At 58.8% G+C, this 25088-nt stretch carries 29 protein-coding genes and 2 pseudogenes; 18 read left to right on the top strand and 13 right to left on the bottom strand.

The annotated features are described in order from the left end of the window. Nucleotides 1-127 precede the first annotated feature (127 nt). The 3 genes from ACEN8E_RS06195 to ACEN8E_RS06185 all read left to right on the top strand — a co-directional run bounded on the left by ACEN8E_RS06195 (nt 128) and on the right by ACEN8E_RS06185 (nt 3308). A complete protein-coding gene (locus tag ACEN8E_RS06195) occupies nt 128-2191 on the top strand; it encodes a terminase large subunit domain-containing protein (RefSeq protein ID WP_495591851.1) in 2064 nt (687 codons plus the stop codon). Next, a complete protein-coding gene (locus ACEN8E_RS06190; RefSeq protein WP_495593280.1) occupies nt 2103-2981 on the top strand; it encodes a phage portal protein in 879 nt (292 codons plus the stop codon). Before ACEN8E_RS06195 ends, ACEN8E_RS06190 begins: the two co-directional genes overlap by 89 nt. 66 nt (nt 2982-3047) lie before the next feature. After that, nucleotides 3048-3308, top strand: a complete 261-nt coding sequence (locus ACEN8E_RS06185; protein ID WP_477776612.1) for an ogr/Delta-like zinc finger family protein — start codon at nt 3048-3050, stop codon at nt 3306-3308. 52 nt (nt 3309-3360) lie between these two features. Here the strand turns inward: ACEN8E_RS06185 and ACEN8E_RS06180 are convergent, their stop codons facing one another. Next, nucleotides 3361-3546, bottom strand: coding sequence for a hypothetical protein (locus ACEN8E_RS06180; protein WP_477776613.1), 186 nt, complete (start codon nt 3544-3546; stop codon nt 3361-3363). 536 nt (nt 3547-4082) lie between these two features. Between ACEN8E_RS06180 and ACEN8E_RS06175 the strand changes: the two genes are divergently transcribed. From ACEN8E_RS06175 to ACEN8E_RS06140, 8 genes are all read left to right on the top strand, one after another. Further along, a complete protein-coding gene (locus ACEN8E_RS06175) occupies nt 4083-4295 on the top strand; it encodes a DNA-binding protein (protein ID WP_495593279.1) in 213 nt (70 codons plus the stop codon). Nucleotides 4296-4324: 29 nt separating this feature from the next. Then, on the top strand, nt 4325-4804 hold the full coding sequence (locus ACEN8E_RS06170; RefSeq protein ID WP_495591850.1) for a YmfL family putative regulatory protein: 480 nt from the start codon (nt 4325-4327) through the stop codon (nt 4802-4804). Continuing rightward, on the top strand, nt 4801-5166 hold the full coding sequence (locus tag ACEN8E_RS06165; RefSeq protein WP_477776615.1) for a hypothetical protein: 366 nt from the start codon (nt 4801-4803) through the stop codon (nt 5164-5166). Before ACEN8E_RS06170 ends, ACEN8E_RS06165 begins: the two co-directional genes overlap by 4 nt. A 72-nt stretch (nt 5167-5238) precedes the next feature. Then, nucleotides 5239-5484, top strand: coding sequence for a hypothetical protein (locus tag ACEN8E_RS06160; protein ID WP_150642028.1), 246 nt, complete (start codon nt 5239-5241; stop codon nt 5482-5484). A 2-nt stretch (nt 5485-5486) separates the two neighbouring features. Then, complete coding sequence (locus tag ACEN8E_RS06155) at nt 5487-8180, top strand: toprim domain-containing protein (RefSeq protein WP_495591849.1); 2694 nt, start codon at nt 5487-5489, stop codon at nt 8178-8180. Nucleotides 8181-8203: 23 nt separating this feature from the next. After that, complete coding sequence (locus ACEN8E_RS06150; protein WP_495591848.1) at nt 8204-8497, top strand: hypothetical protein; 294 nt, start codon at nt 8204-8206, stop codon at nt 8495-8497. Nucleotides 8498-8564: 67 nt separating this feature from the next. Further along, nucleotides 8565-8828 carry a hypothetical protein gene (locus ACEN8E_RS06145; protein WP_495591847.1) on the top strand — a complete coding sequence of 88 codons (264 nt, stop codon included), beginning with the start codon at nt 8565-8567 and terminating at the stop codon, nt 8826-8828. Between the two features lie 269 nt (nt 8829-9097). Continuing rightward, nucleotides 9098-9289: a helix-turn-helix transcriptional regulator gene (locus tag ACEN8E_RS06140; protein ID WP_477776693.1), complete on the top strand. Its 192-nt coding sequence runs from the start codon at nt 9098-9100 to the stop codon at nt 9287-9289. A gap of 10 nt (nt 9290-9299) precedes the next feature. On the opposite strand, the gene ACEN8E_RS06135 is transcribed toward ACEN8E_RS06140, so the two are convergent. Continuing rightward, nucleotides 9300-10505: a tyrosine-type recombinase/integrase gene (locus tag ACEN8E_RS06135; protein WP_495591846.1), complete on the bottom strand. Its 1206-nt coding sequence runs from the start codon at nt 10503-10505 to the stop codon at nt 9300-9302. A 418-nt stretch (nt 10506-10923) separates the two neighbouring features. Here ACEN8E_RS06135 and ACEN8E_RS06130 point away from each other — a divergent pair. The 3 genes and pseudogenes from ACEN8E_RS06130 to ACEN8E_RS06120 form a co-directional block, all read left to right on the top strand. Next, nucleotides 10924-11097 (top strand): annotated as a pseudogene (locus ACEN8E_RS06130) (transcriptional regulator); the annotation flags it as partial. A 448-nt stretch (nt 11098-11545) separates the two neighbouring features. Then, on the top strand, nt 11546-11815 hold the full coding sequence (locus ACEN8E_RS06125; RefSeq protein WP_495591845.1) for a short-chain dehydrogenase: 270 nt from the start codon (nt 11546-11548) through the stop codon (nt 11813-11815). 77 nt (nt 11816-11892) lie between these two features. Next, nucleotides 11893-12147: pseudogene (locus ACEN8E_RS06120) on the top strand (type II toxin-antitoxin system HicB family antitoxin); the annotation flags it as partial. A 370-nt stretch (nt 12148-12517) separates the two neighbouring features. On the opposite strand, the gene tam reads toward ACEN8E_RS06120, so the two are convergent. The 5 genes from tam to ACEN8E_RS06095 all read right to left on the bottom strand — a co-directional run bounded on the left by tam (nt 12518) and on the right by ACEN8E_RS06095 (nt 16294). Beyond that, nucleotides 12518-13288 (bottom strand): trans-aconitate 2-methyltransferase, encoded by a 771-nt coding sequence (gene tam, locus ACEN8E_RS06115; protein WP_495591844.1) that lies wholly within the window; start codon nt 13286-13288, stop codon nt 12518-12520. Nucleotides 13289-13418: 130 nt separating this feature from the next. Further along, nucleotides 13419-13922 (bottom strand): DUF4142 domain-containing protein, encoded by a 504-nt coding sequence (locus tag ACEN8E_RS06110; RefSeq protein WP_495591843.1) that lies wholly within the window; start codon nt 13920-13922, stop codon nt 13419-13421. Nucleotides 13923-13995: 73 nt separating this feature from the next. Further along, nucleotides 13996-14154 (bottom strand): KGG domain-containing protein, encoded by a 159-nt coding sequence (locus ACEN8E_RS06105; RefSeq protein WP_495591842.1) that lies wholly within the window; start codon nt 14152-14154, stop codon nt 13996-13998. Between the two features lie 117 nt (nt 14155-14271). Further along, nucleotides 14272-15576: a diguanylate cyclase domain-containing protein gene (locus ACEN8E_RS06100; RefSeq protein WP_495591841.1), complete on the bottom strand. Its 1305-nt coding sequence runs from the start codon at nt 15574-15576 to the stop codon at nt 14272-14274. Between the two features lie 79 nt (nt 15577-15655). After that, entirely contained in the window at nt 15656-16294 is a 639-nt protein-coding gene (locus ACEN8E_RS06095) for a LysE family translocator (protein ID WP_495591840.1), read from the bottom strand. A 153-nt stretch (nt 16295-16447) separates the two neighbouring features. Here ACEN8E_RS06095 and ACEN8E_RS06090 point away from each other — a divergent pair, with 153 nt between their 5' ends. Together ACEN8E_RS06090 and ACEN8E_RS06085 are read left to right on the top strand one after the other, a co-directional pair. Further along, nucleotides 16448-16687, top strand: a complete 240-nt coding sequence (locus ACEN8E_RS06090; RefSeq protein ID WP_495591839.1) for a CopG family ribbon-helix-helix protein — start codon at nt 16448-16450, stop codon at nt 16685-16687. Further along, nucleotides 16677-16961 carry a type II toxin-antitoxin system RelE/ParE family toxin gene (locus tag ACEN8E_RS06085; RefSeq protein WP_495591838.1) on the top strand — a complete coding sequence of 95 codons (285 nt, stop codon included), beginning with the start codon at nt 16677-16679 and terminating at the stop codon, nt 16959-16961. Before ACEN8E_RS06090 ends, ACEN8E_RS06085 begins: the two co-directional genes overlap by 11 nt. Before the next feature lie 19 nt (nt 16962-16980). Here ACEN8E_RS06085 and ACEN8E_RS06080 read toward each other — a convergent pair whose 3' ends face one another. Then, nucleotides 16981-17889: a LysR family transcriptional regulator gene (locus ACEN8E_RS06080; protein ID WP_495591837.1), complete on the bottom strand. Its 909-nt coding sequence runs from the start codon at nt 17887-17889 to the stop codon at nt 16981-16983. A 77-nt stretch (nt 17890-17966) separates the two neighbouring features. Here ACEN8E_RS06080 and ACEN8E_RS06075 point away from each other — a divergent pair, with 77 nt between their 5' ends. Then, nucleotides 17967-18455, top strand: coding sequence for a DMT family transporter (locus ACEN8E_RS06075; protein ID WP_495591836.1), 489 nt, complete (start codon nt 17967-17969; stop codon nt 18453-18455). Between the two features lie 140 nt (nt 18456-18595). On the opposite strand, the gene ACEN8E_RS06070 is transcribed toward ACEN8E_RS06075, so the two are convergent. From ACEN8E_RS06070 to ACEN8E_RS06055, 4 genes are all read right to left on the bottom strand, one after another. Further along, complete coding sequence (locus ACEN8E_RS06070; protein ID WP_495591835.1) at nt 18596-19927, bottom strand: MFS transporter; 1332 nt, start codon at nt 19925-19927, stop codon at nt 18596-18598. Nucleotides 19928-20109: 182 nt separating this feature from the next. Further along, a complete protein-coding gene (locus ACEN8E_RS06065; protein ID WP_495591834.1) occupies nt 20110-21036 on the bottom strand; it encodes a hydroxymethylglutaryl-CoA lyase in 927 nt (308 codons plus the stop codon). Continuing rightward, the gene (locus ACEN8E_RS06060) at nt 21033-22226 is read right to left on the bottom strand and encodes a CaiB/BaiF CoA transferase family protein (RefSeq protein ID WP_495591833.1); all 1194 of its coding nucleotides are present in this window, start codon (nt 22224-22226) and stop codon (nt 21033-21035) included. The genes ACEN8E_RS06065 and ACEN8E_RS06060 overlap by 4 nt, the downstream gene beginning before the upstream one ends. 236 nt (nt 22227-22462) lie before the next feature. Then, the gene (locus ACEN8E_RS06055; protein ID WP_495591832.1) at nt 22463-23371 is read right to left on the bottom strand and encodes a LysR family transcriptional regulator; all 909 of its coding nucleotides are present in this window, start codon (nt 23369-23371) and stop codon (nt 22463-22465) included. Between the two features lie 132 nt (nt 23372-23503). Here ACEN8E_RS06055 and ACEN8E_RS06050 point away from each other — a divergent pair, with 132 nt between their 5' ends. Further along, nucleotides 23504-24523: a DUF4917 family protein gene (locus ACEN8E_RS06050; protein WP_495591831.1), complete on the top strand. Its 1020-nt coding sequence runs from the start codon at nt 23504-23506 to the stop codon at nt 24521-24523. 72 nt (nt 24524-24595) lie between these two features. Here the strand turns inward: ACEN8E_RS06050 and ACEN8E_RS06045 are convergent, their stop codons facing one another. Then, a complete protein-coding gene (locus ACEN8E_RS06045) occupies nt 24596-24940 on the bottom strand; it encodes a YegP family protein (protein ID WP_495591830.1) in 345 nt (114 codons plus the stop codon). Nucleotides 24941-25088 lie beyond the last annotated feature (148 nt).

The raw sequence follows: 25088 nt of genomic DNA, 5'->3' as shown, positions 1-25088 counted from the left end.
CACGATATGGACCGATTGCCCCTCTAACAAACGGTTGTCTTGCGCGCTTCTCCTAGAATCACGATCTAGGCTATTCGCGGAAATTAACCACGCGTTTCAAGCGTTTTCGCCGCATAGACTGCGGCCCATGTACTACTCAACCGAAGTCAAAGAAGCCGCCAAACGCCTTTTCCTGCGACGCTGCAAAGCGAAGGAAATTCAGGCGCAACTCAACCTGCCCAACATTCGGATCGTCTATTACTGGATCCGTCAGGGCGGTTGGGAGGACATGCTTTCGGACGAGGAACCTCTGACGGCCGTCAGCCGGCGGATCACTCTACTACTGGAAAAACAGGCCACTTTAACCAAGGGCGAACTGGACGAGCTGGACCGCCTGACCACCATCCGCGAGCGCCTTGCCAAGCAATGCACGAAACCGACTCCAGTTGCGCCCAGCGAGCCGCAGGAAGATGGTGGCCAACGTCGTGACGATCAGCGCAGCAATCGCCGTGAGCGTGGCGACCGGGACGGCAAAGGCGGAAAGAAACGGGAGAGGAAGGTCAAAAATGACGTCAGCGACCTGACCGAGACGGACTTCCTCGACAAGTTCATCAGCAAAATGTACGGGTATCAAAAGGAGCTGTTTGCTGCCAAACAGAACCCGCTGACGGCGCGAATCCGCAACATTTTGAAGAGTCGTCAAGTGGGTCTGACGTACTACTTCGCTGGCGAAGCGTTCATGGATGCAGTGCTGACCGGTGACAACCAGGTATTCCTGTCAGCCAGCCGCGCCCAGTCCGAGATCTTCCGCAGCTACATCATCTCGTTTGCCCAGGAATGGTTTGGTCTGGAGCTGACCGGCAACCCGATCGTGCTCAGCAAGGACGGCAAGCCATGGGCTGAGCTGCGCTTCCTCAGCACCAACAGCAGCACCGCGCAGGGTCACCACGGCCACGTCTACGTCGACGAATACTTCTGGATTCAGAATTTCGAGAAGCTGAACACCGTTGCCAGCGCCATGGCGACGCACAAAAAGTGGCGCAAGACCTATTTTTCAACGCCCAGCGCGGTGTCACACCAGGCCTATCCGTTCTGGACCGGCGAAGGATTCCGCAACAGCAAGCGCAAGAAGGCGAAAGAGCCTTGGCCTAGCGACCAGCACATTGCCGCCGGTGCACTCTGCCCCGATGGCCAGTGGCGAAAAATCATCACCATCCTCGATGCCATGGCCGGCGGCTGTGATTTGTTCGACCTCGAGCAGTTGCAGCTGGAGTACGACGAGGACAAGTTTGAACAGCTGTTCATGTGCAAATTCATCGACAGCACGCAGAGCGCGTTTTCGCTGGCGGATCTGGAGCGCTGTTACTCGGATTTGTCGCTGTGGACGGACTACGACCCGGAAGACGATCGGCCATTTGGTAACAGCCCGGTCTGGGTCGGGTACGACCCCAGCCGCACGCGCGACGACGCAACCTGCGTGGTCATCGCCCCGCCGCTGGAGACTGGTGGCAAGTTCCGGATCCTGGAGAAATACAGCTGGCGCGGTCAGTCGTTCAAGTACCAGGCGGAGCAGGTCAAGCGGCTCACCGAGCGCTTCAACGTGCAGCACATCGGCATCGACACCACTGGCATCGGTTACGGCGTGTTCGACCTGGTGCGCGACTTCTACCCGCGCACGACCGCGATCCACTACAGCCTAGAAACCAAGAACACCCTGGTGCTCAAGGCACAGGACACCATCCAGCAAAGCCGCATCGAGTGGGACGCCGGCTGGAGCGATATCGCCCAGGCCTTCCTGACGATCAAGCGCGGCACCACTGGCAGCGGCCAGGTTACTTACAGTGCATCACGCACTGACGCCACCGGTCATGCAGACGTCGCCTGGTCGATCATGCACGCACTGGCCAATGAACCCCTCAACACCAACAAGTCGCGGCGCAGCCGCTACTCACTCACCGGATCCGGAACCCATGGAACGACGCAAAACAGAACAGGCCAAACCACCGGCGCCAGGGCCCACGCGCATGTTTTCGTTCGGTGCACCCGAGCCGGTCCTGTCGGAGAACATCGCGCAGTACCTCGGCGTGTTCGTCAGTCACGACGGACGCATCTACACGCCTCCGGTGTCGCGCCAAGGTCTGGCCAAGCTGCTCAAGGCCAACGCACACCACGGCGCCATCCCGGGGTTCAAACGCAACCTGTTGCTGCGTGAATTCATCCCGTCGCTGGGCCTGTCCACCGCAACTATGAGCCGTGCAGCGCTCGACTTCATGGTGTTCGGGGAAACGTACCTGTACCGCAAGCCCAATGCGTTCGGCCAGATTCTCGAGATGGAGCACCTGCCAGCCATCAACATGCGGGTGAAGATCGGCGGCGGGTTCCTGCAGCTGCTGCCCGACGGCAAGGAGGTGGAGTTCGACCAAGACGAAATCGAACACGTCTTCAACTACGACGTGGAACAAAACATCTACGGCGTTCCTGACTATCTGGGCGGCCTGCAAGCGCTGTTGCTCAACGAAGCCGCCACCCTGTTCCGCCGGCGTTATTACAGCAACGGCGCCCACGCGGGGTACATCTTCTACACCAACGACCCGAACCTGAGTGATGAAGACGAGGCGGAGCTGAAAGCCCAGATCACGGCCAGCAAGGGTGTCGGCAACTTCCGATCGATGTTCGTCAACATTCCCGGCGGCGCCGAGAAAGCAATTCAGATCATCCCAGTGGGCGACTTTCAGGCGAAGGATGAGCTGGAGAAGGTGAAGAACATCACTCGCAACGATGTCATCGCGGCCTGGCGAATGAACCCCGCACTGGCGGGGATCATCCCGGAAAACAGCGCCGGTTTTGGCGACATCGAGAAGATCGATCGGGTGTACACGAGCAACGAAATCAGACCGATCTGTCAACTTTTCGAGCAGGTGAATGACACCCTACGACAAGACAGGCGAATTGCCTGGAGAGAGATACCAGAAACAGTTGATAACACTACATCTGGTGCTTAGATAAGGAATTAACACTACAAAACGTGGCAATATGGTGGCTATTCATCTGACCCTGGGGAGGGACATATGCGCATCTACTGCACCAGCTGTGAACACAAAGGCCGAATCAGTTCTCGGGAGGAAGTGTCCAGCATGTTCGTGAAACTCTACTGCCAATGCCTAGACGCCAAGTGCGGGCACACATGGGTGGCACATCTGACTTTTTCACACACGCTCAGCCCGTCGGCGCAGACATTCGACAGGATGCTGTTCGATCGGTTGAAGGATATGCCCAGGGCGAAACAGCGAGAGTTGTTTGATCAGTTGGGATCGCAAGCAGTGGCGTGATGCCCAAATCGCCGACCCTAAGGTGTCGGCGATCGTTTACGTGAAACGACTATCAGCTTCCGATTGGCTCTTCCGGATTGGTCGTCAGGATCTCTGACATACGACGGAGATGAACTTGTTCCTTTTCATTCAGCATGCGGTACAGCCGAATGAGGCGACGTTCAATTTTGGTCAGATTTATCCATTCAAACTCGGTAGTTCCGACATTGCCAAGGTCGTTTTTCTTGCGATCCAACATGCTTACTGCTCCATAAAGTGCATTGCTGAACCGACGTTGACGGGGCTGGATCTGTCTTTAGTACAGGGGGGCGACGAATGTCGTACACGCTTTGTTACAAGTTAATTCCGTTGTCGTGCAGCATCGTCGGCCATTGCTTTAAGGAATCGACGGATCGCTTCTTGGTCCCCTGGAGCGATGCATCTGTATTGCTTAACCAGCAGGTCTTCAATGTCGCTGAGAGCATCCACCGCCAACGTTGTGCGCAAGCCATTGAGGATGTAAGGGACGTCAAAACCGAACTGGCTCGCGACTTTGCTCAGGTAAGACGCAGTCGCATCACTCGTTCCAGCTTCGTAATTGGCTTGGGTCCGTTTGGCTATTCCAAGCGATTCTGCAATCTCGTTCTGCGTCAAAGCGCAACGCTTACGTTCTTCCTGCAGTCGGGAGCCTATCTCTTCGGAAAGGTGCAAAATTATTCATCTCTTATATTTACAAATGCATCGAAGTGCATCATTCTGCATCTCACACCACATGAAAATGCACGGAACTGCACTATGCCCAACTCACACATCACCGAGCAAGCCCGACAACAAGCACGTGAAACCTTGGATAAGCGTGGTCAATCCGCAAAGGACTTTGCCGTACAGCACAATCTGAATCCCAGCACCGTTTACGCGGTGCTGAGTGGCCAGAGCCGTTGTCGCCGTGGGGAGGCACATCGCGCCGCCGTTCTGCTAGGCATCAAAGACGGCGTGATCGAACAGTAATGGCACTGAGCCACAGGGAGTAGCAGAAGATGAAGAGCACCGTTCTAAAAACTCGGCGACAGGTAGTCAGTGCAATTATTTGCGCCTATCCCGGCGGACGCGAATGCGCCGCAGCTCGCATCGGATTGGCGCTGAAGAAGTTCGATAACCACGCCTATGAAAACAACAACAGCCGCCCGCTGACAGACGACCAGATCCACCAGATCGAGCTTGAGGCCGGAACGACCCATTTGCCTGAGTACATTGCAGCTCTGTACGGCGGCATGTTCGTTCCCGTAGCCGAGCCTGACACGCTGGACAACGTCGAGATGTACGCCCGGTGTGTCCACGCCGCAGCTAAAAAAGGAACTGTTGACCACCTCATTGCCGAGGCATTGAAAGACGGGACCATCAACGAATCTGAGGCTGAAGCGATCCTTCAAGCCGACACCCTACATTTGGCTGCCAGGCACGCCGAAGTCCTCGCGCTCATTCAACTGCATGCCTCGAAGTCGGTGAACTCAAAATGACCAACCTCCCTGCAGTTCAGGAATACCAGGACACACTCAAAGCTTCCGCGTTGTTGTTCCTGGAGCGACACCAATGCGAACACCTGGGCGACGATCAGCAGTTGTTCGACCGTGCAGTGCAGTACCTCATCACCGATTTTGACGTTCTGACGACAACCGCTGAAAAGGTCGTCCACTTGGCCTGCAGCGATATGTCAGCGGTACGCGATCGGCAGCGACTGGACATCGTCAGCAGCACATCGACACACACCGTCATCACTGACCCCGCCACAGGTAAAGCCTGGGCCGTTCCGGTCAGCCTGATCTATGAACGCATTCTCAACGCGCCGGACAACGGTCGTTTCCGCGTAGCCGCACCGTAACACCCACCCACTAAATCGCCTGTCCCACCCCCGTGGGTTTGGGTGAGCTGCGCCCGAAATTGAGGTTTGACGATGGAGAACGCCATGAACATCAACGCAAAACTGACACCAGGTCAGGCCCAAGCGCTCTTGGCCAACCTGCGCGAGCAATACCGTCTCAGCCTCAATGACCTTTGGTACGCGGACCAATATCGATTGATTCCTGACGGCCTACGTCACGGATCCATTCTCGCCAATAGCCCTGTGATGGCCGCTCAAAAACACCTGATCGGCGCCCTCACACAGAGCCTCGGCCTCAGCCTCAAAGCAGTGAAATAACCATGAGAGACGATCTGCGTCATGACGTTCTGCAGCGCCTTGAATCCGACTACGGCCTGAAACACCGTTCCGGTACCGAGTACATGCGCGGTGGCGAATGCCCTCAGTGCCACAAGCGCGAGCTCTACTCTCGCCACGACAAGCCCTGGCTGGTGATCTGCGGACGATCGGAGAAGTGCGGCCACACCATGCACGTCAAAGAGATATACGACGACCTGTTCGAAGATTGGAGCAAGCGTGCGCCGGCAACTGACAGCGCTCCAACGGCTACGGCCCGGGCTTACCTAGAGTTCGGCCGCGGCTTCGACATCGGGTTGATCGCTGGCTGGTTCACACAGGAAACGTTCTACTCAGCCCAGCACAACGCCGGCAGTGCGACTGTCCGTTTCGGCTTAGAGAAAGGCGGCTACTGGGAACGCCTGATCGATAAACCAGCCCGCTTCGGCAAGATGAAAGCGCGCTTCGCACCAGGTGATAGCTATCGCGGTGTGTGGTGGTGCCCACCATGCGTCGACGTGCTCGAGGCGAAAGAAATCTGGATCGTCGAAGGCATCTTTGATGCCATCGCACTGGTGCACCACAACATCGCCGCCGTGTCGGCAATGTCTTCGAATGCCTTCCCGGCTGAATCCCTGCAGGCGCTTGTAGCAGCCCGCCCAGGCAATTTACCAAAGTTGGTCTGGGCGCTGGATAACGAACCTGGTGCACATGCTTACACGAAGCGCTGGGTTCGCATGGCTCGCGAATTGGGCTTCTCATGTGAAGCCGCGCAGATTCCCCAGCGGGACGGCCGCAAGGTCGACTGGAACGATTTACACCAGCGCTGGCAGTTCCTGGACGAAGGCGAGAAGCGGGATGCCCAGCACGACAAGGACATCACTGTCGCTCGCCACCACGGCGCCCTGTTGATCGCTGAGAGCGCCACCGAGAAGGCCCTGGTGATGTTCGATTGGAAACGCCGCAGCGAATTTCACCTGGAGTTCGGCAACCGCCTGTATTGGTTCAAGCTCGATCTGGAGAAGTACAACAAGGCAATCCAGGAGCTCGAGGACAGCGATCACCACGACGACCAACTGCTGAACAACAAGCAGATGCGGGCCAAAGCCATGCAGCAGTGCGGCGCGCTGCAGCGTATTGCCACCTGCAATCCCAAGGCCCTGTACTACCAAGAGAACAAGCTTACGGACGAGTCCTGGTACTACTTCCGGATCACGTTTGCCCACGATGCGGCGCCGATTAAGAACACTTTCACCAGTTCGCAGATCGCCTCGTCTGCAGAGTTTAAGAAGCGCCTGCTCGGTATCGCCCCGGGTGGGATGTTCACCGGTTCCACCCAGCAGCTGGACGCCTTCATTGAGGAACAAACCGACGCATTGAAGACCGTGCAGACCATTGACTTCACAGGCTATACCCGTGAGCACGGGGCGTATGTCTATGGCGACGTGGCGGTGCGCGACGGCAAGGTGTTCAAGTTGAACGAAGAAGACTTCTTCGACATGGACCGGCTGAGCATCAAGACCCTAAGCCAATCGGTCACACTGAACCTGAATACCGACCTGCAGAAGTTCGATACCGAGTGGCTGGACATCATCTGGGAATGCTTCGGCGCAAAAGGCTTGGTCGCGCTCGCCTTCTGGTTCGGCTCACTGTTCGCCGAGCAGATCCGCCAGCACCAGAAAAGCTACCCCTTCATGGAAATCATCGGTGAACCAGGTGCCGGCAAGTCCACGCTGATCGAATTCCTGTGGAAGCTGTGCGGGCGTATCGACTATGAGGGGTTCGACCCAACCAAAGGCACCCCTGTTGCTCGAGCACGTAACTTCGCTCAGGTAGGCAATCTGCCGGTGGTCCTGATCGAATCGGAGCGGGAAAAGACCGATGGCAGCCAGACCAAGCAATACGACTGGGACGAATTGAAAACCGCCTACAACGGCCGAAGCGTCCGCTCGACCGGTGTGAAGAACAACGGCAACGACACCCGCGAACCTCCCTTCCGTGGTGCGGTGGTCATTGGCCAGAACCACGCGGTGAATGCGTCAGAACCCATTCTGCAGCGCCTGGTGCATATCGCCATGACCAAGGATGGACAGACAGCGCAAACCAAATTGCTGGTGGAGAAACTCGAACGTATGCCGGTCGATCGCGTCAGTGGGTTTCTGGTCAAGTCGACCATGATGGAAAGCCAGGTGATGGAGACCATTCGTGAAAAGGGGCCCAAGTACGAACAGCAGCTGCTGGCCCTACCCGAGATCCGCACTGTTCGCATCGCGAAAAATCACGCCCAACTGCACGCCCTGGTCGACGCCCTGGTGCACGTTGTTCCGCTGAAAAAACACCAGGTGGAAGCGGCTCACGCCGAGATTCAGAGCATGGCCAAGGATCGCCAGCTGGCGATCAATGCTGATCATCCGATCGTCGTCGAGTTCTGGGAGCTGTACGAGTACCTGAACAGCGCTGCCGGCGGGCTCAACCATTCCCGCAATGATGGCCTGATCGCGGTAAACCTCAACGACTTCGCCAAAGAAGCCGCAGAGAAACGCCAGAAAGTCCCAGATCTGACCGAGCTCAAGCGCCATCTGAAAACAAGTAAGTGCCCCAAGTTCGTTGAGACCAACAGGAACGTCTGCTCGGCATGGGATACCGATGCTGCCGACAAACCGAAAACCGTGCGGTGCTGGATTTTCCAGGCTGCCTGAGACCACCAAGGGAGAAAGCGCAGATGCAAATTCAAGTGTTCATGGGCAACGCCGGCGACGGCAAAACCAGCAAGTTGCAGGAGATCCAAGACCAGTTGGTCTTGGCAGGGCAAGTGGCGCCGATCATTCAGGCGGGTGCGTATGCCGAAGAGGGCCTGCTACAGATCTTGGAGGTTCGAGCGGCAGGTGGCCAACGCGAGATCCTCGTGGATGACTGCAGCCGTTTGCAGATTTTGAAGGTTTTGGAATGGCAATCAAGCACTGAAGACGACCCGAGCTTTGGTGACTTGGTCATTCACCTAGTTCGCCAGAACTGAGCGGTCGATAGAAGCGATGTCGAGGAGTTGGCCCTCCCCGACACCAACCACCACTGAGGGCAACACCATGCAAGCACAGCACCAAAGCAGCAGCGATCCGAAGGCTATCACATCGACCGTTGAAGGCGCACAAGCAGCGCGGCATCTGATGGCTGTCCGGATCGTCGGAACAGCATTGTTTGATTACCAGGTGCGGAAAACCTCCGACGCGCGGATCCGCCTCGAGTCCATAACCACCATGGCCCAGCTGCTCGGTGATCTCACTTCAACCGAGGCCGCTGTAGTGGCCAAGCTGTTGGCCAAGCCCACTACATTTGGAACATCCCTATGACTAGATACGCCACGACCAGGCGCTTTTGGACCACCCACGAAGTCGCATTGCTTGAACGCCTTTATCCAGATCTCGCCACCATCGACGTCGCGGCTCGCCTTGATCGGCCCCTGAGTGCTGTACATGGAAAAGCAAAGGCTCTTGGAGTGAAAAAAAATGAGGTGTTTTGGGGTAGCCCACTCTCAGGCCGATTTGATGGTGTGCAAGGTCAAGCCACGCGGTTTCAGAAGCGAAAGAGGGGTTAAGGCGTGAGTAAGTTGGATCGTTTCATGCGGGAAAGGGATGTCCTCGAGGTCACATCCCTATCCAGAACTACCCTCTGGCGCGTTATCAAACAGGGGAAGTTTCCAAGGGCAGTGGCCATCTCCCCTGGGCGAGTCGGTTGGCGTGAATCCTCGATCGCAAACTGGCAACAAGACCCGCAGAAATGGACATCGTCTGACCCAATCGAAGCCGCGTAAGCGGCTTCACTCATTTCAGCTCGGCGTTGACCACATGCCTATGTAGCCACACAGACCATCGCAGCAAGCCTTCCTGCTTCTCCTTGAAGTAGTCGTGACGGTCGTAATGCTTAGACGAGACATCGCTGAATGCATGCCCCTGAATTCGATCGCGCACCTCCTTACTCAAGCCAGCAACGCCCATCAGGGTTTTGCAGGTTCGCCGTATATCGCGCAAAGTAAACGGGCCATTGAATTTGTCGGTATGTCGGCCATACAGCTTGGTGACTGCCCGGGATAACGACTGCGTGTGCAGTGCCTTACCTGCCACTTTGCCTTCGAACGGATAGATGCTGGTTTCGCAGATCTCGTCCATGACCTTCAGACTGCGGCGCATCAGCGTGTTGTATGGCACGGCATGCAGTGACCGCTCCCCCTCCCGCCCCTTCTTGTTCCGAATGACCAGGTGGTCTTTGAAGTAGTGCCGACGCTCACTCGCTAGCAACTGCTCCGGCCGCTGTCCCCCTGAGGCAATCAGAAACTTAAGCAACTCAGATGTAACCAGCGTCAGGTGTTCCGGCAGCATTTGCCAGAGCCTGGCTAACTCGTCGGTGGATAGTGCCCGATCACCAGGACGTTCCCAGTCTGCCTGAACAGGCACGCTGGCCACCGGGTTGCTGTTCAGGCCGAACTTCAACGCTGTCTTCTGGTAGCTGCGGGGATTGAACTCTTGCTCAAGTCCAACCTGGAACGCTGCGTGCAGCTGTGATCGGACCCTATTGCAGTACGTGGTGACACCGGCATTGATCATCTTGGCCAGGATGTCGCGGATCTCACCGGGCCCGATCAAGGCAGCAGGACGTGAAATCAGATTTGGGAACGGATCAGCCACGTAATGCTTCAGTGACCACTTCACATCCGGCGCCGAAGCAGCACCTTCAGCCTCGAGCTTGTTCGTGTATGCATCCAGCAAGTTCTGAAACGTGCCGGCGGCAATCACCACTTCCTTTTCCACTCGGCAAAGATCTCGTGCCCCTGCCAGGCTCATAACTGGCCACGTACCGAGTTTGGTTTTGATCTTCTTTCCATCCAGTCGACGCTGGAAATAGAACTCTTTGGTTCCGGTCGGGCGAACCCGCAGCATCAAGACGCCTTCGCCTCTAGCGCTGCGTCCATCAGAAACCGTGTATTCCCGCTCTTCAGGCTTCATTGCCCTGATCTGTTTATCCGTAAGCATTTGGGGGCCGTATCTGGGGGCCGTTTGGCCGAAATATGGGGGGGTGCGGTGGCACAGCATGAAACCGGCCAAATCGCACAAAGCCTTGTTCCTGCTGGCTTGGACGCATGTAAGCATACCTTACGCGCCTCCCTGATACTCCACCCACCATAGATTCCCAAGCTGATAACGAGGGTTCGATTCCCTTCACCCGCTCCAATCGAATTCAGTCTCACGTCAGGATGGTTTTGACGGGGGATATAGACACAGAAAAAACCGGCCTTGATGGCCGGTTTTTTTGTGCCCGGGATTTGGGTTGTTCCCCTCGTTGAATGCTTCAGCAGAATTGAAAAGACACAAAAAATGCTCCCTTCTCCGTTGTCGCAGTTGTGGCTGGGCTGTATTCAACGCGAGTACCCACGCCCACGGAGACCGTGTGATGAACATTAAACCCATACGCAGCCTAGAAGACCTGACCGCTGCATTTACTCGCTTGGAGCAGTTGTGGGGGGCAGCGGACGGTTCACCTGAGGGCGATGAGCTGGAGACTTTGGCGTTGCTCATTGAAAAATATGAAGATGAACATTATCCGATGCAGCCCTCAGAACAGGTTGTTTGATGGGAAATGCCAAGAAAGAAATAACCGGCCAAAGTGGCCGGTTATTTTTTGCGCGCGGGATCTGGTGGTGCGCCTGCCGAAGTCCATGCAAAGGCCCACTTTTAAATGCCCAACGGAGATCAACTCTAGAAAAAGCAACGTCCTACACGACACTGGGAATTGTCCGTACACTCGCGCATTGCTGTGCTTTTGCCACGAGGCCTATAGTCCGAGCGCGCCCAAATGGCGTATCGGGTTTGGCGACTTGATGGCAAAGCATAGAAACCTCCGAGCTGTCTCGGAGCGTTTCTGAGCGCACTTGGCTACCTGTTTATGGTGGCTGTGCGTGGGAGACCTTCGGGTCTGCCGGTTTGCCTTGTCCCGGTTCGCCAACCTGCGTACAGCTGCCACCCTTTGTTTGGCGACACTGAGTGGTAGTTCACTTCAATTCAAGGAATCACTCATGAATGAATATATGGCTTTAACCAGCAACGCCGACGACCTCCCCTCCCTCTTCGTCAACACCACCCAACCCCTGCATTCCCTGCTCAGCACCGCCAGCTACAGAATTCGAGCCGTCACTCAGCTCCTTGAAAACCTCGCGATGCGTGGCGACCTGAACTCCGACACAGTGGTCCTCAGCGATTTCGCATTGCTCTGCTGCATGCCATTGCGCGATGGATGCGATGTGCTGGATGTCATCGCTCGACGCATGGATGCAGAACCATCCTGACAGTCCACCCGGCGCCTTTCGGGGGCGCCCTTTGGGATTCATAACCCCACCCGCTGTGTTCACGGAGGACCATGAACATGTTTTACCCGATTGCGATTTCCATGGGCGACGACGAACAGGCGTGGGGCGTGGAAGTCCCGGATGTGCCAGGTTGTTTTAGCGTCGGTGAAGATCTTGAAGATGCAATAGCCATGGTTCAACAAGCCATCGAGGGGCATTTCGAGATGCTCATCGAGGACGGTGCGCCCTTCCCCTCGGCCAGCAGCGTTACCCTGCATTCAGCCAATCCAAAGTACGCAGGTTGTACGTGGGCATTGGTGGAAGTCGACGTGATCGAGTAACTGATTGGAGCCCCTGATATGACTCAAAACAGTGGGTCGGTGTCCAGCGCTGAATGTGACCCTGCCACCTGGACGCTCATATCTTTTGCGTATAGATCACCGCAAGCGAGTAAAGAAGCCGTAGAGCTGCGTTGAGCCCAGCAACAGTTCCCTTATTCTCCCGGCTCATCCTTCGCCTCGAGATCAACATGCACAATTCAGAGTTGGGAATCATGATCATTTCATTGATCGGGTTGTTCGGCTTTGCCTCCTTTGCCTCTGAGTACTTGAGTGCCCGGCGCTCAAAAAAGAACAAGCCACAGTGATTTTTCCAAACCGTAAAAAGGGGCAGATGACGCTCATCAACTACCCCTGTTTTGCTTCAGCGGGTCGCGACGATAAACAGTCGCGGAAACGGCAACAGCACCGAACCATCGGCCAAGGCCGGATACGCCCGCTCGATAGCCGCCTGGTACTGCTTCAGATACTGCGCCCGCTCCGCCTCGTTCAGCGGATCGAGGAACGGCCGCAAACCGCTGCCCTTGAACCACTCCACCACGCCAGACGCACCACCCGCGAGGGGATGATGGTAGGTGGTGCGCCACACATCGACGCGGGTGCAACAGGCTTTCAGAATCGAGTAGTAACCGCTGGCATCGGCCATCTCGGTCCGTTGCCCGGCAGCGCCTGCCAGTTTGCTGGCCCATGGACCATTAGCGGCGACTTCACGCATCAAACGGTGCGAGTGCTGATTCAGGTTGTCAGGCATCTGGACGGCCAGACTGCCTCCGGGCGCAAGCTTGCTCACCAGCGACGGCAACAACGTTGCGTGATCGGGCAACCACTGCAACACCGCGTTGGCGAAAATCACATCAAACGGGCCTGCGTCGTTCCAGGTATCGATATCGGCAACATCGAACTGCACGTTCGGCAGGCGCTTGCGCGCGGCCTCGATCATGTCGGTCGAACTGTCCAGCCCGCACACCGTGGCGTTGGCAAAACGCTCGACCAGCAACTCTGTGGAGTTACCGGGACCGCAACCGATATCGATGGCCGAGCGCACGTCCCCGACGGGGATGGCCGCCAGCAGGTCACGGGCGGGACGGGTGCGTTCATCTTCAAAAGCGACATACTGCTTGGCGGACCAACTCATTGCGTTCTCCTGTCGGTGTGTCGTTCGGCCGAGGCCAGCAAGCGGATCGCTACGATACATCGACTGGAAGGCATTGCCCTATCCCGACCTTTGGTGGAGTGCATTGAGATTGCCCTTGACCTGCTGACGCTCAACTCCTCGCCTGCAACGCCTTGGCCATTTGCAGATGAATTTGCAGTTTTGGCAGGGTTTCTTCGGCGAACGCCTTGATTTGCGGCACGTCGGTGGTCTGCGCTTCCCGCTGCAACTGATTGATGGCTTCCTGGGTGGTCTTCACCTGACTGGCTGTATAGGCTTCATCGAAGGTCGCCCCATCCATGGCTTGTGGCATCAGGGCTTTGGCCTTTTCGAAAATTTCTTCACGCGGGGCCACCGGCAAATCCAGTTGCTTGGCGATTTTCGCCAGGTGCTGGTTTGCAGTGGTGCGGTCGTTGATGACGACGATGGTGTAATCCTTGATCTCCTTGGACTCGGATATCTGGTGCGCCAGGCGACTCGCTTCAATATCGGCGATCCCTTGTGCCGAAGCCTCGTCGATAAATTCGGCAGGCGACTGGGCAAACACACTGCTGGATAACAGGCCCAGTAACATGGCAAAACTGGCATTGCATGATCGGGTGGCCATGCGGTTCATGGTCGCGCCCTCCTTTTTCCAATTCAAACGGGAGCTTTCGCCCCCGCCTCTCAATCAAAACCACCGGCATCCTTCAGCGGGATTTCTGACCGCCCTTGCGGCCCATGTCGGGTTTCGCCGGGTCTTTATCGACGGTCGTGGTGGTGGTTTTCCCACCCTTGCGACCGGTTTCAGATGCCTTCGTTCGGTCGTTGGCGAAGTTTCCCGAGTTCGAGTTTCTTGAGTTAGGCATGATTCTCTTCCTCTTGGTGATGATCGCGGCGAGCTTGCGCCCGCATAAAATCTGAATTTGCGCATCACAAAAGGTTTAGAAAATTGCGTGGATAGCACGACGAACGGTGCCCGGCGGTCAGACCAGTCGCAGGTGGTGCTCGCGTTTGGCGCAGTACATCGCCTCGTCGGCATGCCGGAACAACTGTTTCTCTTCAGTGCCGTGATCGGGGTATCGGGCGACGCCGATACTTGGCTGGATGCTCAGGTTATGCCCGTCCAGACGCAGGGGCTGGGCCAGGACCTGACGGACTTTTTCGACCACGATATCGGTGTCTTTCGAAGCATGAATGCTGTGCAGCAGCACCACGAACTCATCGCCGCCAATGCGCGCCACGGTGTCGGTTTCCCGCACGCAGCCCTTGAGGCGGTTGGCCACCGCTTGCAGCAGCATGTCGCCGACCGCATGGCCATGGGTGTCATTGACTTGTTTGAAGCGGTCGAGGTCGACGTACAGCAGCGCCATGTACCCGCCGTCCTCACGGGCCAATTGCAGTGACGCCTTGAGCCGGTCGCGCAGCAGCTCACGGTTGGGTAATTGGGTGAGTTGGTCGTACTGGGCCATGTGTTGCAGGCGGGCGTGCAATTGCTTGCGCTCGATGGCGGTCGCGATCTGGGCGCAGACGTATTGCAGCAGTTCCATGTCTTGCTCGGTGTAGCGTTCACCGCCCGGAATGCTTTTGACGATCAAAGCACCGATGGTGCCGTTTTGCGAGTTCAGCGGCACACCCAGCCAACAGGGTGCGCCCTGGTCCGGGGTCAGCAGGATCGGCTGCCCCGTGCGGATCACTTCGGTGCACAGACGCCCGGTCATGGTTCCGGGTTGTTCGGGCTGTGGCTCGTGGTCATCGACGTGATAAGGGAAATTCAGCTGCGCGCAGTGCTCGTCGTATAGCGCCACGGAAAAATTCAGTGCCGGCAGCCATTCGCCGATGATCATGTGGATGCGTTTGAACAACGCCAGCAGATCCTCTGCCGCATGGGCCGCCTCGGAAATCGCATACAGCGCGGCCTGCCGGGATTCGGCCTGCTTGCGCTCGGTGATGTCGCGCGCCACCGCGATGCGCAACTGATCGACCTCGGACCAGCGTGCCGACCAGAGGATGTGCACCACGCGGCCATCCTTGCGCAGGTAGCGGTTTTCGAAGTTGAGCTTGGGCTCGCCGCCCATGATTTCCCGGGCGGCGTCGAGGGTGCGCTGGCGATCGGCCGGATGCACCATATCGATCATCGGCTGACCGATAATTTCGTCGGGGCTGTAGCCGAAAATACGTTCGCATGCCGCACTGACAAAGACGAAGCGGCCCTGTTTATCCACCGCACAGACGGCATCCAGCAACAGATCGATATAGCTCGCCAGTGGCGCGGAATTCCGGTTTTCCATGGTTCAGCGTGGGTGCCCCGATAATGCAGCGCTCATCAATCATCCCTGCCCCGTCGGCCTAGCATCCCTGTGATCACATTCAAGCCTTGTTCGGCATCAGCCCCGGCAACGCATGAACCAGCGCATTGATGGCGAAACCGATGAACATTACCCCGCACAACCGGGTAATTGCCAGTTCATGACGCTGGTACAAGGTGCGCACTCGCCGTGCACCGACGATGCCGATGAGAATAGCGTAGGCGAGCAACCCGCCGACGAAGCTCAGGCCAATCAGTGTCGGCAGCATTGACCAGTGGAGCAGTTCCGCGCGGCTCGACAACAGCGCCGTGAACGTCGCCACTGCTACCGGATAGGCCTTGGGATTGGTCAGGCCAAACAGGATGCCGTGCCAGAACGGCTGCCGCGCCGGGCCCTGCGGTGCATCACCGCTGCTGCGCCGCGCACGCACCGCACGCCAGCCGAGCCAGAACAGATACAGGCCGCTGAGCACACCAAGCACGTCGAACGCCGTACTGCCGATCTCCCGCGCACCGACAATCGCGATCAGCGCTGTGCTGCACCAGACCACATCACCGAGCAAATGCCCGCACAGGAACCCCGCCCCGGCCCGTCGCCCATGGGCCGCGCCAATGCCGAACACCGCCAGCACACCCGGTCCCGGGGTGATGCCGTAGATAAAACCCGAGGCCAGCACGGCCATTAGCAACGATGGGGTCATGGGGAGTCCTTTTGAACCGTCTGGTGAATGGTGGCCAGTCTATATCAGGTCATTGCCTGTCGACTGAAACATCTCGACAGACGAACGGGATGGTCCCGCCCCACCGATGACGGTGTAGTATGTTGTATTACAAACCACTACATCGAGACCACCATGTCAGTCATGTCCCTGCGCGTACCAGACGACATCGCCGATAACCTCGCGAGCCTTGCCAAAGCAACGGGCCGCAGCAAATCATTTCTGGCCGTCGACGCGCTGCGTGAATACCTGGCCCGTGAAGCGTGGCAAATCGAGGAAATCCAGAAAGCCTTGAAGGAAGCCGATGAAGGTGACTTCGCGACGCAAGAAGAAGTGAGCGCAATTGCTGACAAGTGGACGGCGAATGCGCGTTGAGTGGCTGCGTACTGCACTAAAGAACCTGGATGAAGAAGCCGCTTACATTGCGATAGAGAATCCAAAGGCAGCAGCAGATTTCGTACAAGCCATTCTCACCAGTGTCGATCACCTTGCGCGCTTTCCGGCGACAGGCCGAGAAGGTCGATTGCCCGGTACTCGTGAATGGGTTTTACCTGACCGGCCCTATCTGATTCCTTATCGGGTTCGCCAGGGTCGGCTTCAGGTACTGCGAATCTTTCATACGCGTCGCCTGCCACCTTCCAATTGGTAAAGGCCACTTGGAAAAGCCCCTAGCGTTCGATCCCCTCCCCAATTCTCCGACTCAACCAGTTCAACGCCTGATCCCCGCCCCGCCGCTTGTGCCAGACCAGTACGAAGGTGAACGACGGGATGTGAAACGGCGGTGGCACGACAACCAGTGATTGCTCATCGATATCGCGCAAGCCTCGGGAGGCAACGGTGAGGATCAGGTCGGTGCCGCTGATGAGTTCCGGGGCCACGCTCCAATGCGGCAGGCTGATGGCGACGCGGCGGCGTTCACGCAGGGCGGTCAGGGCGCGCTCGATTTCCGGGGTGCCGCTGCCGCGCATCTCCAGCAGAACGTGAGGCCGTGCCAGATAGGTAGACAGGTCGAGCACACCGTCGGCGGGCAAGCTTTTGCGATCCACCAGGCAGGCGTAGTGCTCTTCGAACAGCGGGGTGCTGCGCAAATCATTGGGCATTTCCGGGAACACACCAACGGCGACATCGATGTCGCCGTTGAGCACCCCGTCGAGCATGCCTTCGCGGCTGCCGTGGCTGATTTGCAGGTCGATGCCCGGCGCTTGGTGGCGCAACGTACGAATCAGTCCCGGCAGGACAATGGCGGCGCCATAGTCGGACATCGCCAGGCGGAAAGTACGCTGGGTGGTCGCGGGATCGAAGGCATTGGGCGCCAGCAGCGCCTGCACCTGGGCCAGGGCTTCGGCCAGCGGTGCCACCAGTTCCAGCGCTCGCGGCGTCGCGACAAGGCCGGCCCCGGCGCGTACGAGCAGTGGATCGCCAAGCAGGTCACGCAATCGCGCCAGCGCATGACTGACCGCTGGCTGGCTCAAGTGCAGGCGCTCGGCTGCCCGGGTCACGTGTTGCTCGCCGAGCAAAGCCTCGAGGATCACCAGCAGGTTGAGGTCGATACGTCGAAGATCATTCATTTGCTGCATGTTATGGATAACAAAACGGAATTTAAATCTGCGCGACGAATACTCTAGAGTCCAGCAAAACCTGTTGGAGATCGATCATGAGTACGTTGCATTGGGCCGGTTGGTTGCTGCTGGCCGCCTTCGCCGGGGCGGTGGTGCCGTTTCAGAGCGCAATCAACGTCAACCTCGGACGCGGCCTGGGTCATCCGCTGTGGGCAACGCTCGCCTCGTTGCTGGTGAGCGTTGTGGTGCTGTTGCCGATCATCGTTGCGATGCGTTTACCGTTGCCGTCCCTGGCATTCATCAGCCAGGCGCCGCTCTGGATGTGGGCCGGTGGCGCTTTTGGCGTGTGCTTCATTTCGCTGGCATTGATGCTGCTGCCCAAACTCGGTGCCGCGGGGTTCATGGCATTGGCGCTGGCAGGGCAAGTGGTGGCGTCGTTGTTGCTGGATCACTTCGGCTGGTTCGGGTTGGCGGAGCGGCCGATCAACTTGCCCAAGGTGGTTGGGGTGGTGCTGTTGATGGCCGGGGTGGTGTTGATTCAGTTTTTTGATGCACCGGCCAAAGGATTGGCGACGGCGGGTTGAAAGGACAACCGTCCTTCAGATGTCGACTGAAAGTCAGTCATCGCGAGCAGGCTCGCTCCCACATTGGATCTGTGATCGACACAAATTCTCTTGTAGGAGCGAGCCTGCTCGCGAAAGCGGCCTGTCTGGCAATGAGGACTTCAGGCCTTGTCCAGCGTCCGCAACTTCTGCGGCAACCCCCACAACAAAAGTGCCACGGCAATCAGCGCGCAAACACCAATGACATACAGCGCCGGCGTGGTGCTGCCGGTCAGGTCCTTGATCCGGCCGACCATCACCGGGCTGACGATGCCGCCGAACTGGCCCAGGGTGTTGATCACCGCGATCCCGCCGGCAGCGCCCGCACCAGCACCGGCCAGCAGTTTCGGCGGCAGGGTCCAGAAGCTGGGGATGGAGGCGATGATCCCGGCACCGAGCAGGCCCAATGCGACAATCAGGAAGGTCGTGTGGCTGGCGAAGATCCCCGCACAGAAGAACCCGACCGCGCCGACCGCCACCAGGCCGGCAACATACTTGCGCCGCTCGCCGGAAGCATCGGACAGGCGTCCGATCACCACCATGCTGATGGCGCCACAGATGTACGGGATGGCCGTCAGCAAGCCAATCATCACCGGGCTTTCGGTGCCGGCGCTGCGGATCAGTTGCGGCGCCCAGAAATTCAAGCCGTAGGACGCCACCTGAATCAGGAAGTAGATCAGCCCCAAGGTCAGGAAACCCGGGATGCGCAAGGCGGCGAGCAGCGAACCGCCGCTCTTGTGCGGCTCGTGCTGGGCGATGCGACTGGCCAGCAGGGTCTTCTCCGAAGGCGTCAGCCAATGGGCGTCTTCGATACGGTCCTTGAGCAGGGTCAACACCAGCAAACCGAGGCCGATGCAGGGCACGCCGCCGAGCAGGAACAACCAGTGCCAGCCACGCATTTGCAGCACGCCATCGAGGTGTTGCAGCACCAGGCCCGAGAACGGCGCGCCCACCAGGCCGGCGAACGCCGACGACAGGAACAGCATCGAGGTGATACGCCCGCGATAGTGCTGCGGGAACCACAGGGTCAGGTAATACAGCACGCCCGGGGCGAAACCCGCCTCCATCGCGCCGATCACGAAGCGCAGCGCGTAGAACTGCCATTCGCTATTGACGAACACCATGGCTGCCGTGGCCAGCCCCCAGGACATCATGATCCGGGCGATCCAGCGCCGGGCGCCGACCTTGTACAGCATCATGTTGCTCGGCACTTCGAAGATCACATAGCCAACCACGAACAACCCGGCACCGAGGCCGTAAGCGGTATCGCTCAGGCTCAGGTCGGTCTGCAGCTGGAACTTGGCGAAGCTGATGTTGATGCGGTCGAAAAACGCGAACAGGTAGCAGACCATGATCAGCGGCATCAGGCGCCAGGCGACTTTGCTGACCAGGGCTTTTTCGGTGTCGTGGCTAACGGACGGGCTCACGCCCGCCTCCAGTGCATTGAGGCTCATTGTGGTTCTCCAGGCGGACTTCCCGTGGGTGTCCGATTGTTTTTGTTGTCTGGTCAATGTTCGATTTCACTGTAGGAGCGAGCTCGCTCGCGATGAACCTGAGATCGCCGCGGGGTATCTGGCATCCAGCGTTATCGTTGACGTCCATCGCGAGCATGCTCGCTCCTACAGGGGATTGGTGGTCAGGTAGGGATCGGGTGCAGGTCGCAATTGCGCCCGGCCTTGGCCAGTTGACCGGGCACTTCGTGACCGAGCAGCGCCGGCAACCCGCGGGACAGTTTCAGCAGCAGCGGCAAATCGATACCGGTGTGAATGCCGACTTCATCGCAAAGGTTCACCAGATCCTCGGTGCAGATGTTTCCCGACGCTCCCGGTGCGAACGGGCAGCCGCCGAGGCCGCCGAGGGCCGCGTCAAAGCGCCGGGCACCGGCCTCGTAGGCGGCCAGCACGTTGCACAAGCCAAGGCCGCGAGTGTTGTGAAAATGCAGGGTCAGGTCCGATGGGGAAACCCTTTGAAGCACCCGGCGCACCAGCCGGTCGACCTGCCGCGGGTTGGCCATGCCCGTGGTATCGGCCAGGGTAATGCCCTGGATACCGAGTTCCTGATAGGCCTCGACGATTTGCACCACGCGGTCCTCATCGATCCTGCCTTCGAACGGGCAGCCGAAGGTGGTGGCGATGCTGGCATTGAGTCGTACAGGGCTGTCGCCAACGAAGTGCACAATCTCACCGAACGCCGCCAGTGAATCCTCACAGCGCATGCGCATGTTCGCCAGGTTGTGGGTCTGGCTGGCGGACATCACCAGGTTCAGCTCATCGGCCCTGCATGCCAATGCCCGTTGCGCGCCCTTGAGGTTGGGAATCAGCGCGACGTAGATCACCCCCGGTTGCCGGGTGATGCCCTTGAACACCAGTTCACCATCGCGCAATGCAGGAATGGCCTTGGGCGACACGAACGAACCGGCTTCGATACGACTGAATCCGGCCAACGACAGTTGGTCGATCAAGGCAATCTTGTCGTGGGTTTCAACCCAGGTCGGCTCGATTTGCAAACCGTCGCGCGGGGACACTTCCTGCACAATCAAGTGGTCGGAATAATCGCTGATCATTGCACCACTCCGTCGACTTTCAGGCGTTCGATGTCTGTTGCCGTCAGGCCCAGTTGCGCGAGGATGCCGTCGGTGTGCTGGCCCAGCCCGGGGCCGGACCAGTTCACGCCACCGGGGGTCTCGGAGAGTTTCGGCACGATGCCCGGCATCTTCACCGTGGCACCACCGGGCAGCTCGGCATTGAGCAGCATGTCCCGCGCCTGATAGTGCGGGTCGGCGACGATGTCGGCCACCGAGTAGATGCGCCCGGCCGGGACTTCGGCAGCTTCCAGCGCGGCCAGCACCTCGTCGATGGGCAGGCTGCTGGTCCAGTGGGTGATGGCGGCGTCGAGCAGATTGCTTTTGGCAGCACGCCCGTCGTTGTGGGCGAACTCCGGCGCTTCGGCCAGATCGGCGCGGCCGATGGTTTGCATCAGGCGCCGGTAGATCGGGTCGCTGTTGCCGGCAATCACCACGTAGGCGCCGTCGGCGGTCAGATAGGTGTTGGACGGTGCGATCCCCGGCAAGGCGCCACCGCTGCGTTCACGCACATGGCCCAGCATGTCGTATTCCGGCACCAGGCTTTCCATCACGTTGAACACGCTTTCGGCCAGGGATACATCAACGATTTGCCCGCCGCCCTGCCCGGTCTTGACCCTCAGCAGCGACATCAGCGCACCGATCACCGCATGCAGCGAAGCCAGGGAATCGCCAAGGCTCACGCCCACCCGCGCCGGCGGCGAACCGGGCGTGCCGGTGGTGTAGCGGATCCCGCCCATGGCCTCGCCTATGGCACCGAAACCCGGACGATCGCGGTACGGGCCGGTCTGGCCGTACCCGGAAATCCGCACCAGCGTCAGGTTGGGGTTGAGCGCATGCAACACGTCCCAACCGAGGCCGAGCTTCTCCAGGGCGCCGGGGCGCAGGTTCTCGATCAGCACATCGGCGCTGGTCGCCAGTTGCTTGACCAGTTCGATGCCTTCCGGCGACTTGAGGTTCAGCGCCAGGGACTTCTTGTTGCGTGATTGCAGGTACCACCACAACGAGGTGCCTTCGTGCAGCTTGCGCCATTTGCGCAGGGGATCGCCCTGGCCCATGGCTTCGATCTTGATCACTTCGGCGCCGAACTCGGCCAGCATGCGCGCCGCAAACGGCGCGGCGATCAGCGTGCCGATCTCGATCACTTTGATCGCACTCAAGGGGGCAGTCATCGCGGGGTACCTCTTGTTCTTGGAATATGGGCCAAGGCTAGAGGACAGGGGACTCGGGAATCCAACCTTCAGTTGGCAACGGGCGTTCGCGAAATGCGAACGCTCTGGAAGATTGTCCTGTCCTCAGGGCCGCCTTCGCGAGCAGGCTCGCTCCCACAGGGGATTGATGAGCGACACAGGTCCAGTGTGGGAGCGAGCCTGCTCGCGAAGAGGCCGGCCAACTCAGCCGAGAACGATCAGACCACCCCACGCAAATGCTCAAACAACATCCGGCTCACCGGCGACAGCAGCGCCTCATTGCGCACCACCAGAATCAACGCCCGGTCCGACCATTCGTCCGTCAACGGCACCGCGTGCAAACCCAGCGCCCGGCCAAACAATTCATAGGCCCGCAGCGGAAGGATGCCGATCCCCATGTTGGCCTGGATCATCCGGCACATGGCATCGAATCCAGGCACATGAATGCGCACCCGCAGCACCTTGCCGGCCTCGCGGGCGGCGGCGTGGGTGCGCATGTTGATCGAGCTGGCGGCATGCAACCCGACGTAGTCGCTGTCCAGCGTATCGGCGAAAGCCACGCTCGAGCGGTTCGCCAACGGATGGTGCGGCGGCATCAGCACCACCAGTTTGTCCTGGCGATACAGCACGCTGTGCAGGCCCTTGATGTCGCTGTCGATGGAACAGATGCCGAGGTCGGCCACCCCGTCGAGTACGCCCTGGATCACCCCGGAGCTGGGGCGTTCTTCGAGGTCGGTCTTGACCTGTGGGTGACGCTCGGAAAAATCCCGCAGGTCTTCGGGCAAAAACTGAATGATCGCCGACAGGTTGGCGAGCATCCGCACATAGCCGCGCACACCGTGGCTGTGCTCGCCCAGTTCAAGGCCCATTTTCTCGACGTTGAACAACATCTGCCGGGCATGGTGCAGCAGCGTTTCACCGGCCGGCGTCAGGGACATGCCCTTGGCCTGCCGCACGAACAAGCTGATGCCCAGCGCCTCCTCCAGTTCCATCAGGCGCTTGCTCGCCGCCGAGACGGCAATCGCTTCGCGCGACGCCGCACGGGTCAGCGTGCCCTCTTCATGGACGGCGACGAACAATTGCAGAGTGATCAGGTCGAGACGGCGGATCAGGCTTTTTTGCAGCATCGGGTACTCGGCGAAGTCGGCTCGGGCGAAGTCGCAGCATAACGTTCTTCACCCCAGTCGTGCCGTGGTCCAGGCACCCGCTCGTGATAAAGTCGCCGCCCATAGACCTTTTGCCGTGAGACGAAGACCGCAATGACCGATTTCCAGGATGTCGATGCCCAACTTGAAGACTGGAACGCCTTGCGCAGCACCACTTCGTTCAGTGGTTTGCTGGTGGGCAACGGTGCCAGTCGCGCGGTGTGGGACGATTTCGGCTACGAGTCGCTGTTCGAAAACGCACGCACCGTTGAAGAAAAACCCCTGACCCCGTCCGAACTCAGCGTGTTCGATGCGATGCAGACCCGCAGTTTCGAGCAGGTTCTGAGCGCGTTGAAAACCACCAGCCGGGTCAACAAGGCCCTGGCTGTCAGCTCCGCCGCCCCGCGCAATCGCTACTACGCGATCAAGGAAGCACTGATCAACACCGTGCATGCGGTGCATATCCCGTGGCGGCTTGTAGTGCCTTCGACGCTGGCAACCCTCAATCAGGAACTGGCCAGCTACCGCACGGTGTTCACCACCAATTACGACCTGCTCAACTACTGGGCGGTGCAACACCAGCCTGAGGCGATCACCGATCTGTTCCAGGGTGCCGAACCCGGTTTCGACCTGAGCGACACGGCCACCGACAAAACCCGCTTGCTGTACCTGCACGGCGGCCTGCATCTGGTGCGCAACCAGGACGGTACGGCGCGCAAGCTGATGTCGACCGAGGGCACGTTGCTGGGCAATTTCGCCATCAACAACACGATCAAGACCCTTGACGACGTGCCGCTGTTCATCAATGAGGGCCCGAGTGCGGACAAGCTCAAGACCATTCGCAGTTCAGACTATCTGTCGTTCTGCTACGAGCAGTTACTCGGTCACGGCCAGGCACTGTGCATCTTCGGCCATGCGCTGGGGGAACAGGACAGCCACATCATCCACGCCTTGCGCCTGGCGAAACCGCAGGTGGTGGCGATCTCGATTTACCCGCGCAGCAAGGCCTTCATCCAGCACCAGAAGCGGCACTACGCGAAAGTGTTCGAGGGGACGGGGGTTGAGTTGCGGTTTTTTGATTCGAAGACGCATGCGTTGGGGAGTCCGAAGCTCGCGGTGCCCGTCGAGGTTTAGCGGCAACGCTGCTAATGTCATCGCGAGCAGGCTCGCTCCCACAGGGATTTGTGCTGGATTTGAAAGCTGTACTCAAAGCACCGGCAAGGTCTTGTCCTTGATCACCTTGGTCGGGCCATTAGCCTTCACGCTCGCGATGCCTTTCTCCATGGCGGCGTCGGAAGAATAGGCCTCGCTGCTGCCGATGATCTCGTGGTTACCCGCCTTGAGGTTGAAATACGGATGGCCATCCTTGGTGGTTTTCTTCTCGTAACGCTCATCCAGCGGGCTGTTGGCCTGGACCGAGGCGATGCCTTTGTCGGCGGCGGCGTGGGTGGTGTACAGCTCGCTGGTCAGGATGGTCTCGGCGTTGGCCGCCTTGAGGACAAACCTGAACTGGCCACTGCTGCTTTTGCTCACTTCATACCATCCGGACATGCTTGTTCTCCTTGGCGATTGAGAGGTTGCGCGCTTCAGAGTAAAGACCAGCCCGCGGCATCTGTCGCCTGTTCCGGCCCCTTCGCGAGCAGGCTCGCTCCCACAGCAGATTTGAGTACACCAAACCATTGTGGGAGCGAGCCTGCTC

Source organism: Pseudomonas sp. Pseusp9, from assembly GCF_059491265.1.
The sequence above is the reverse complement of the archived record's forward strand: the minus strand, read 5'-3'. Positions and strand labels throughout refer to the sequence as shown.

Excerpts from the sequence above, each read along its gene's own strand:
- ACEN8E_RS06195 (WP_495591851.1), top strand. The coding sequence starts at position 128 with ATGTACTACTCAACCGAAGTCAAAGAAGCCGCCAAACGCCTTTTCCTG.
- ACEN8E_RS06185 (WP_477776612.1), top strand. The coding sequence starts at position 3,048 with ATGCGCATCTACTGCACCAGCTGTGAACACAAAGGCCGAATCAGTTCT.
- ACEN8E_RS06180 (WP_477776613.1), bottom strand. The coding sequence starts at position 3,546 with ATGTTGGATCGCAAGAAAAACGACCTTGGCAATGTCGGAACTACCGAG.
- ACEN8E_RS06175 (WP_495593279.1), top strand. The coding sequence starts at position 4,083 with ATGCCCAACTCACACATCACCGAGCAAGCCCGACAACAAGCACGTGAA.
- ACEN8E_RS06170 (WP_495591850.1), top strand. The coding sequence starts at position 4,325 with ATGAAGAGCACCGTTCTAAAAACTCGGCGACAGGTAGTCAGTGCAATT.
- ACEN8E_RS06165 (WP_477776615.1), top strand. The coding sequence starts at position 4,801 with ATGACCAACCTCCCTGCAGTTCAGGAATACCAGGACACACTCAAAGCT.
- ACEN8E_RS06160 (WP_150642028.1), top strand. The coding sequence starts at position 5,239 with ATGGAGAACGCCATGAACATCAACGCAAAACTGACACCAGGTCAGGCC.
- ACEN8E_RS06155 (WP_495591849.1), top strand. The coding sequence starts at position 5,487 with ATGAGAGACGATCTGCGTCATGACGTTCTGCAGCGCCTTGAATCCGAC.
- ACEN8E_RS06150 (WP_495591848.1), top strand. The coding sequence starts at position 8,204 with ATGCAAATTCAAGTGTTCATGGGCAACGCCGGCGACGGCAAAACCAGC.
- ACEN8E_RS06145 (WP_495591847.1), top strand. The coding sequence starts at position 8,565 with ATGCAAGCACAGCACCAAAGCAGCAGCGATCCGAAGGCTATCACATCG.
- ACEN8E_RS06140 (WP_477776693.1), top strand. The coding sequence starts at position 9,098 with ATGCGGGAAAGGGATGTCCTCGAGGTCACATCCCTATCCAGAACTACC.
- ACEN8E_RS06135 (WP_495591846.1), bottom strand. The coding sequence starts at position 10,505 with ATGCTTACGGATAAACAGATCAGGGCAATGAAGCCTGAAGAGCGGGAA.
- ACEN8E_RS06125 (WP_495591845.1), top strand. The coding sequence starts at position 11,546 with ATGAATGAATATATGGCTTTAACCAGCAACGCCGACGACCTCCCCTCC.
- tam (WP_495591844.1), bottom strand. The coding sequence starts at position 13,288 with ATGAGTTGGTCCGCCAAGCAGTATGTCGCTTTTGAAGATGAACGCACC.
- ACEN8E_RS06110 (WP_495591843.1), bottom strand. The coding sequence starts at position 13,922 with ATGAACCGCATGGCCACCCGATCATGCAATGCCAGTTTTGCCATGTTA.
- ACEN8E_RS06105 (WP_495591842.1), bottom strand. The coding sequence starts at position 14,154 with ATGCCTAACTCAAGAAACTCGAACTCGGGAAACTTCGCCAACGACCGA.
- ACEN8E_RS06100 (WP_495591841.1), bottom strand. The coding sequence starts at position 15,576 with ATGGAAAACCGGAATTCCGCGCCACTGGCGAGCTATATCGATCTGTTG.
- ACEN8E_RS06095 (WP_495591840.1), bottom strand. The coding sequence starts at position 16,294 with ATGACCCCATCGTTGCTAATGGCCGTGCTGGCCTCGGGTTTTATCTAC.
- ACEN8E_RS06090 (WP_495591839.1), top strand. The coding sequence starts at position 16,448 with ATGTCAGTCATGTCCCTGCGCGTACCAGACGACATCGCCGATAACCTC.
- ACEN8E_RS06085 (WP_495591838.1), top strand. The coding sequence starts at position 16,677 with ATGCGCGTTGAGTGGCTGCGTACTGCACTAAAGAACCTGGATGAAGAA.
- ACEN8E_RS06080 (WP_495591837.1), bottom strand. The coding sequence starts at position 17,889 with ATGCAGCAAATGAATGATCTTCGACGTATCGACCTCAACCTGCTGGTG.
- ACEN8E_RS06075 (WP_495591836.1), top strand. The coding sequence starts at position 17,967 with ATGAGTACGTTGCATTGGGCCGGTTGGTTGCTGCTGGCCGCCTTCGCC.
- ACEN8E_RS06070 (WP_495591835.1), bottom strand. The coding sequence starts at position 19,927 with ATGAGCCTCAATGCACTGGAGGCGGGCGTGAGCCCGTCCGTTAGCCAC.
- ACEN8E_RS06065 (WP_495591834.1), bottom strand. The coding sequence starts at position 21,036 with ATGATCAGCGATTATTCCGACCACTTGATTGTGCAGGAAGTGTCCCCG.
- ACEN8E_RS06060 (WP_495591833.1), bottom strand. The coding sequence starts at position 22,226 with ATGACTGCCCCCTTGAGTGCGATCAAAGTGATCGAGATCGGCACGCTG.
- ACEN8E_RS06055 (WP_495591832.1), bottom strand. The coding sequence starts at position 23,371 with ATGCTGCAAAAAAGCCTGATCCGCCGTCTCGACCTGATCACTCTGCAA.
- ACEN8E_RS06050 (WP_495591831.1), top strand. The coding sequence starts at position 23,504 with ATGACCGATTTCCAGGATGTCGATGCCCAACTTGAAGACTGGAACGCC.
- ACEN8E_RS06045 (WP_495591830.1), bottom strand. The coding sequence starts at position 24,940 with ATGTCCGGATGGTATGAAGTGAGCAAAAGCAGCAGTGGCCAGTTCAGG.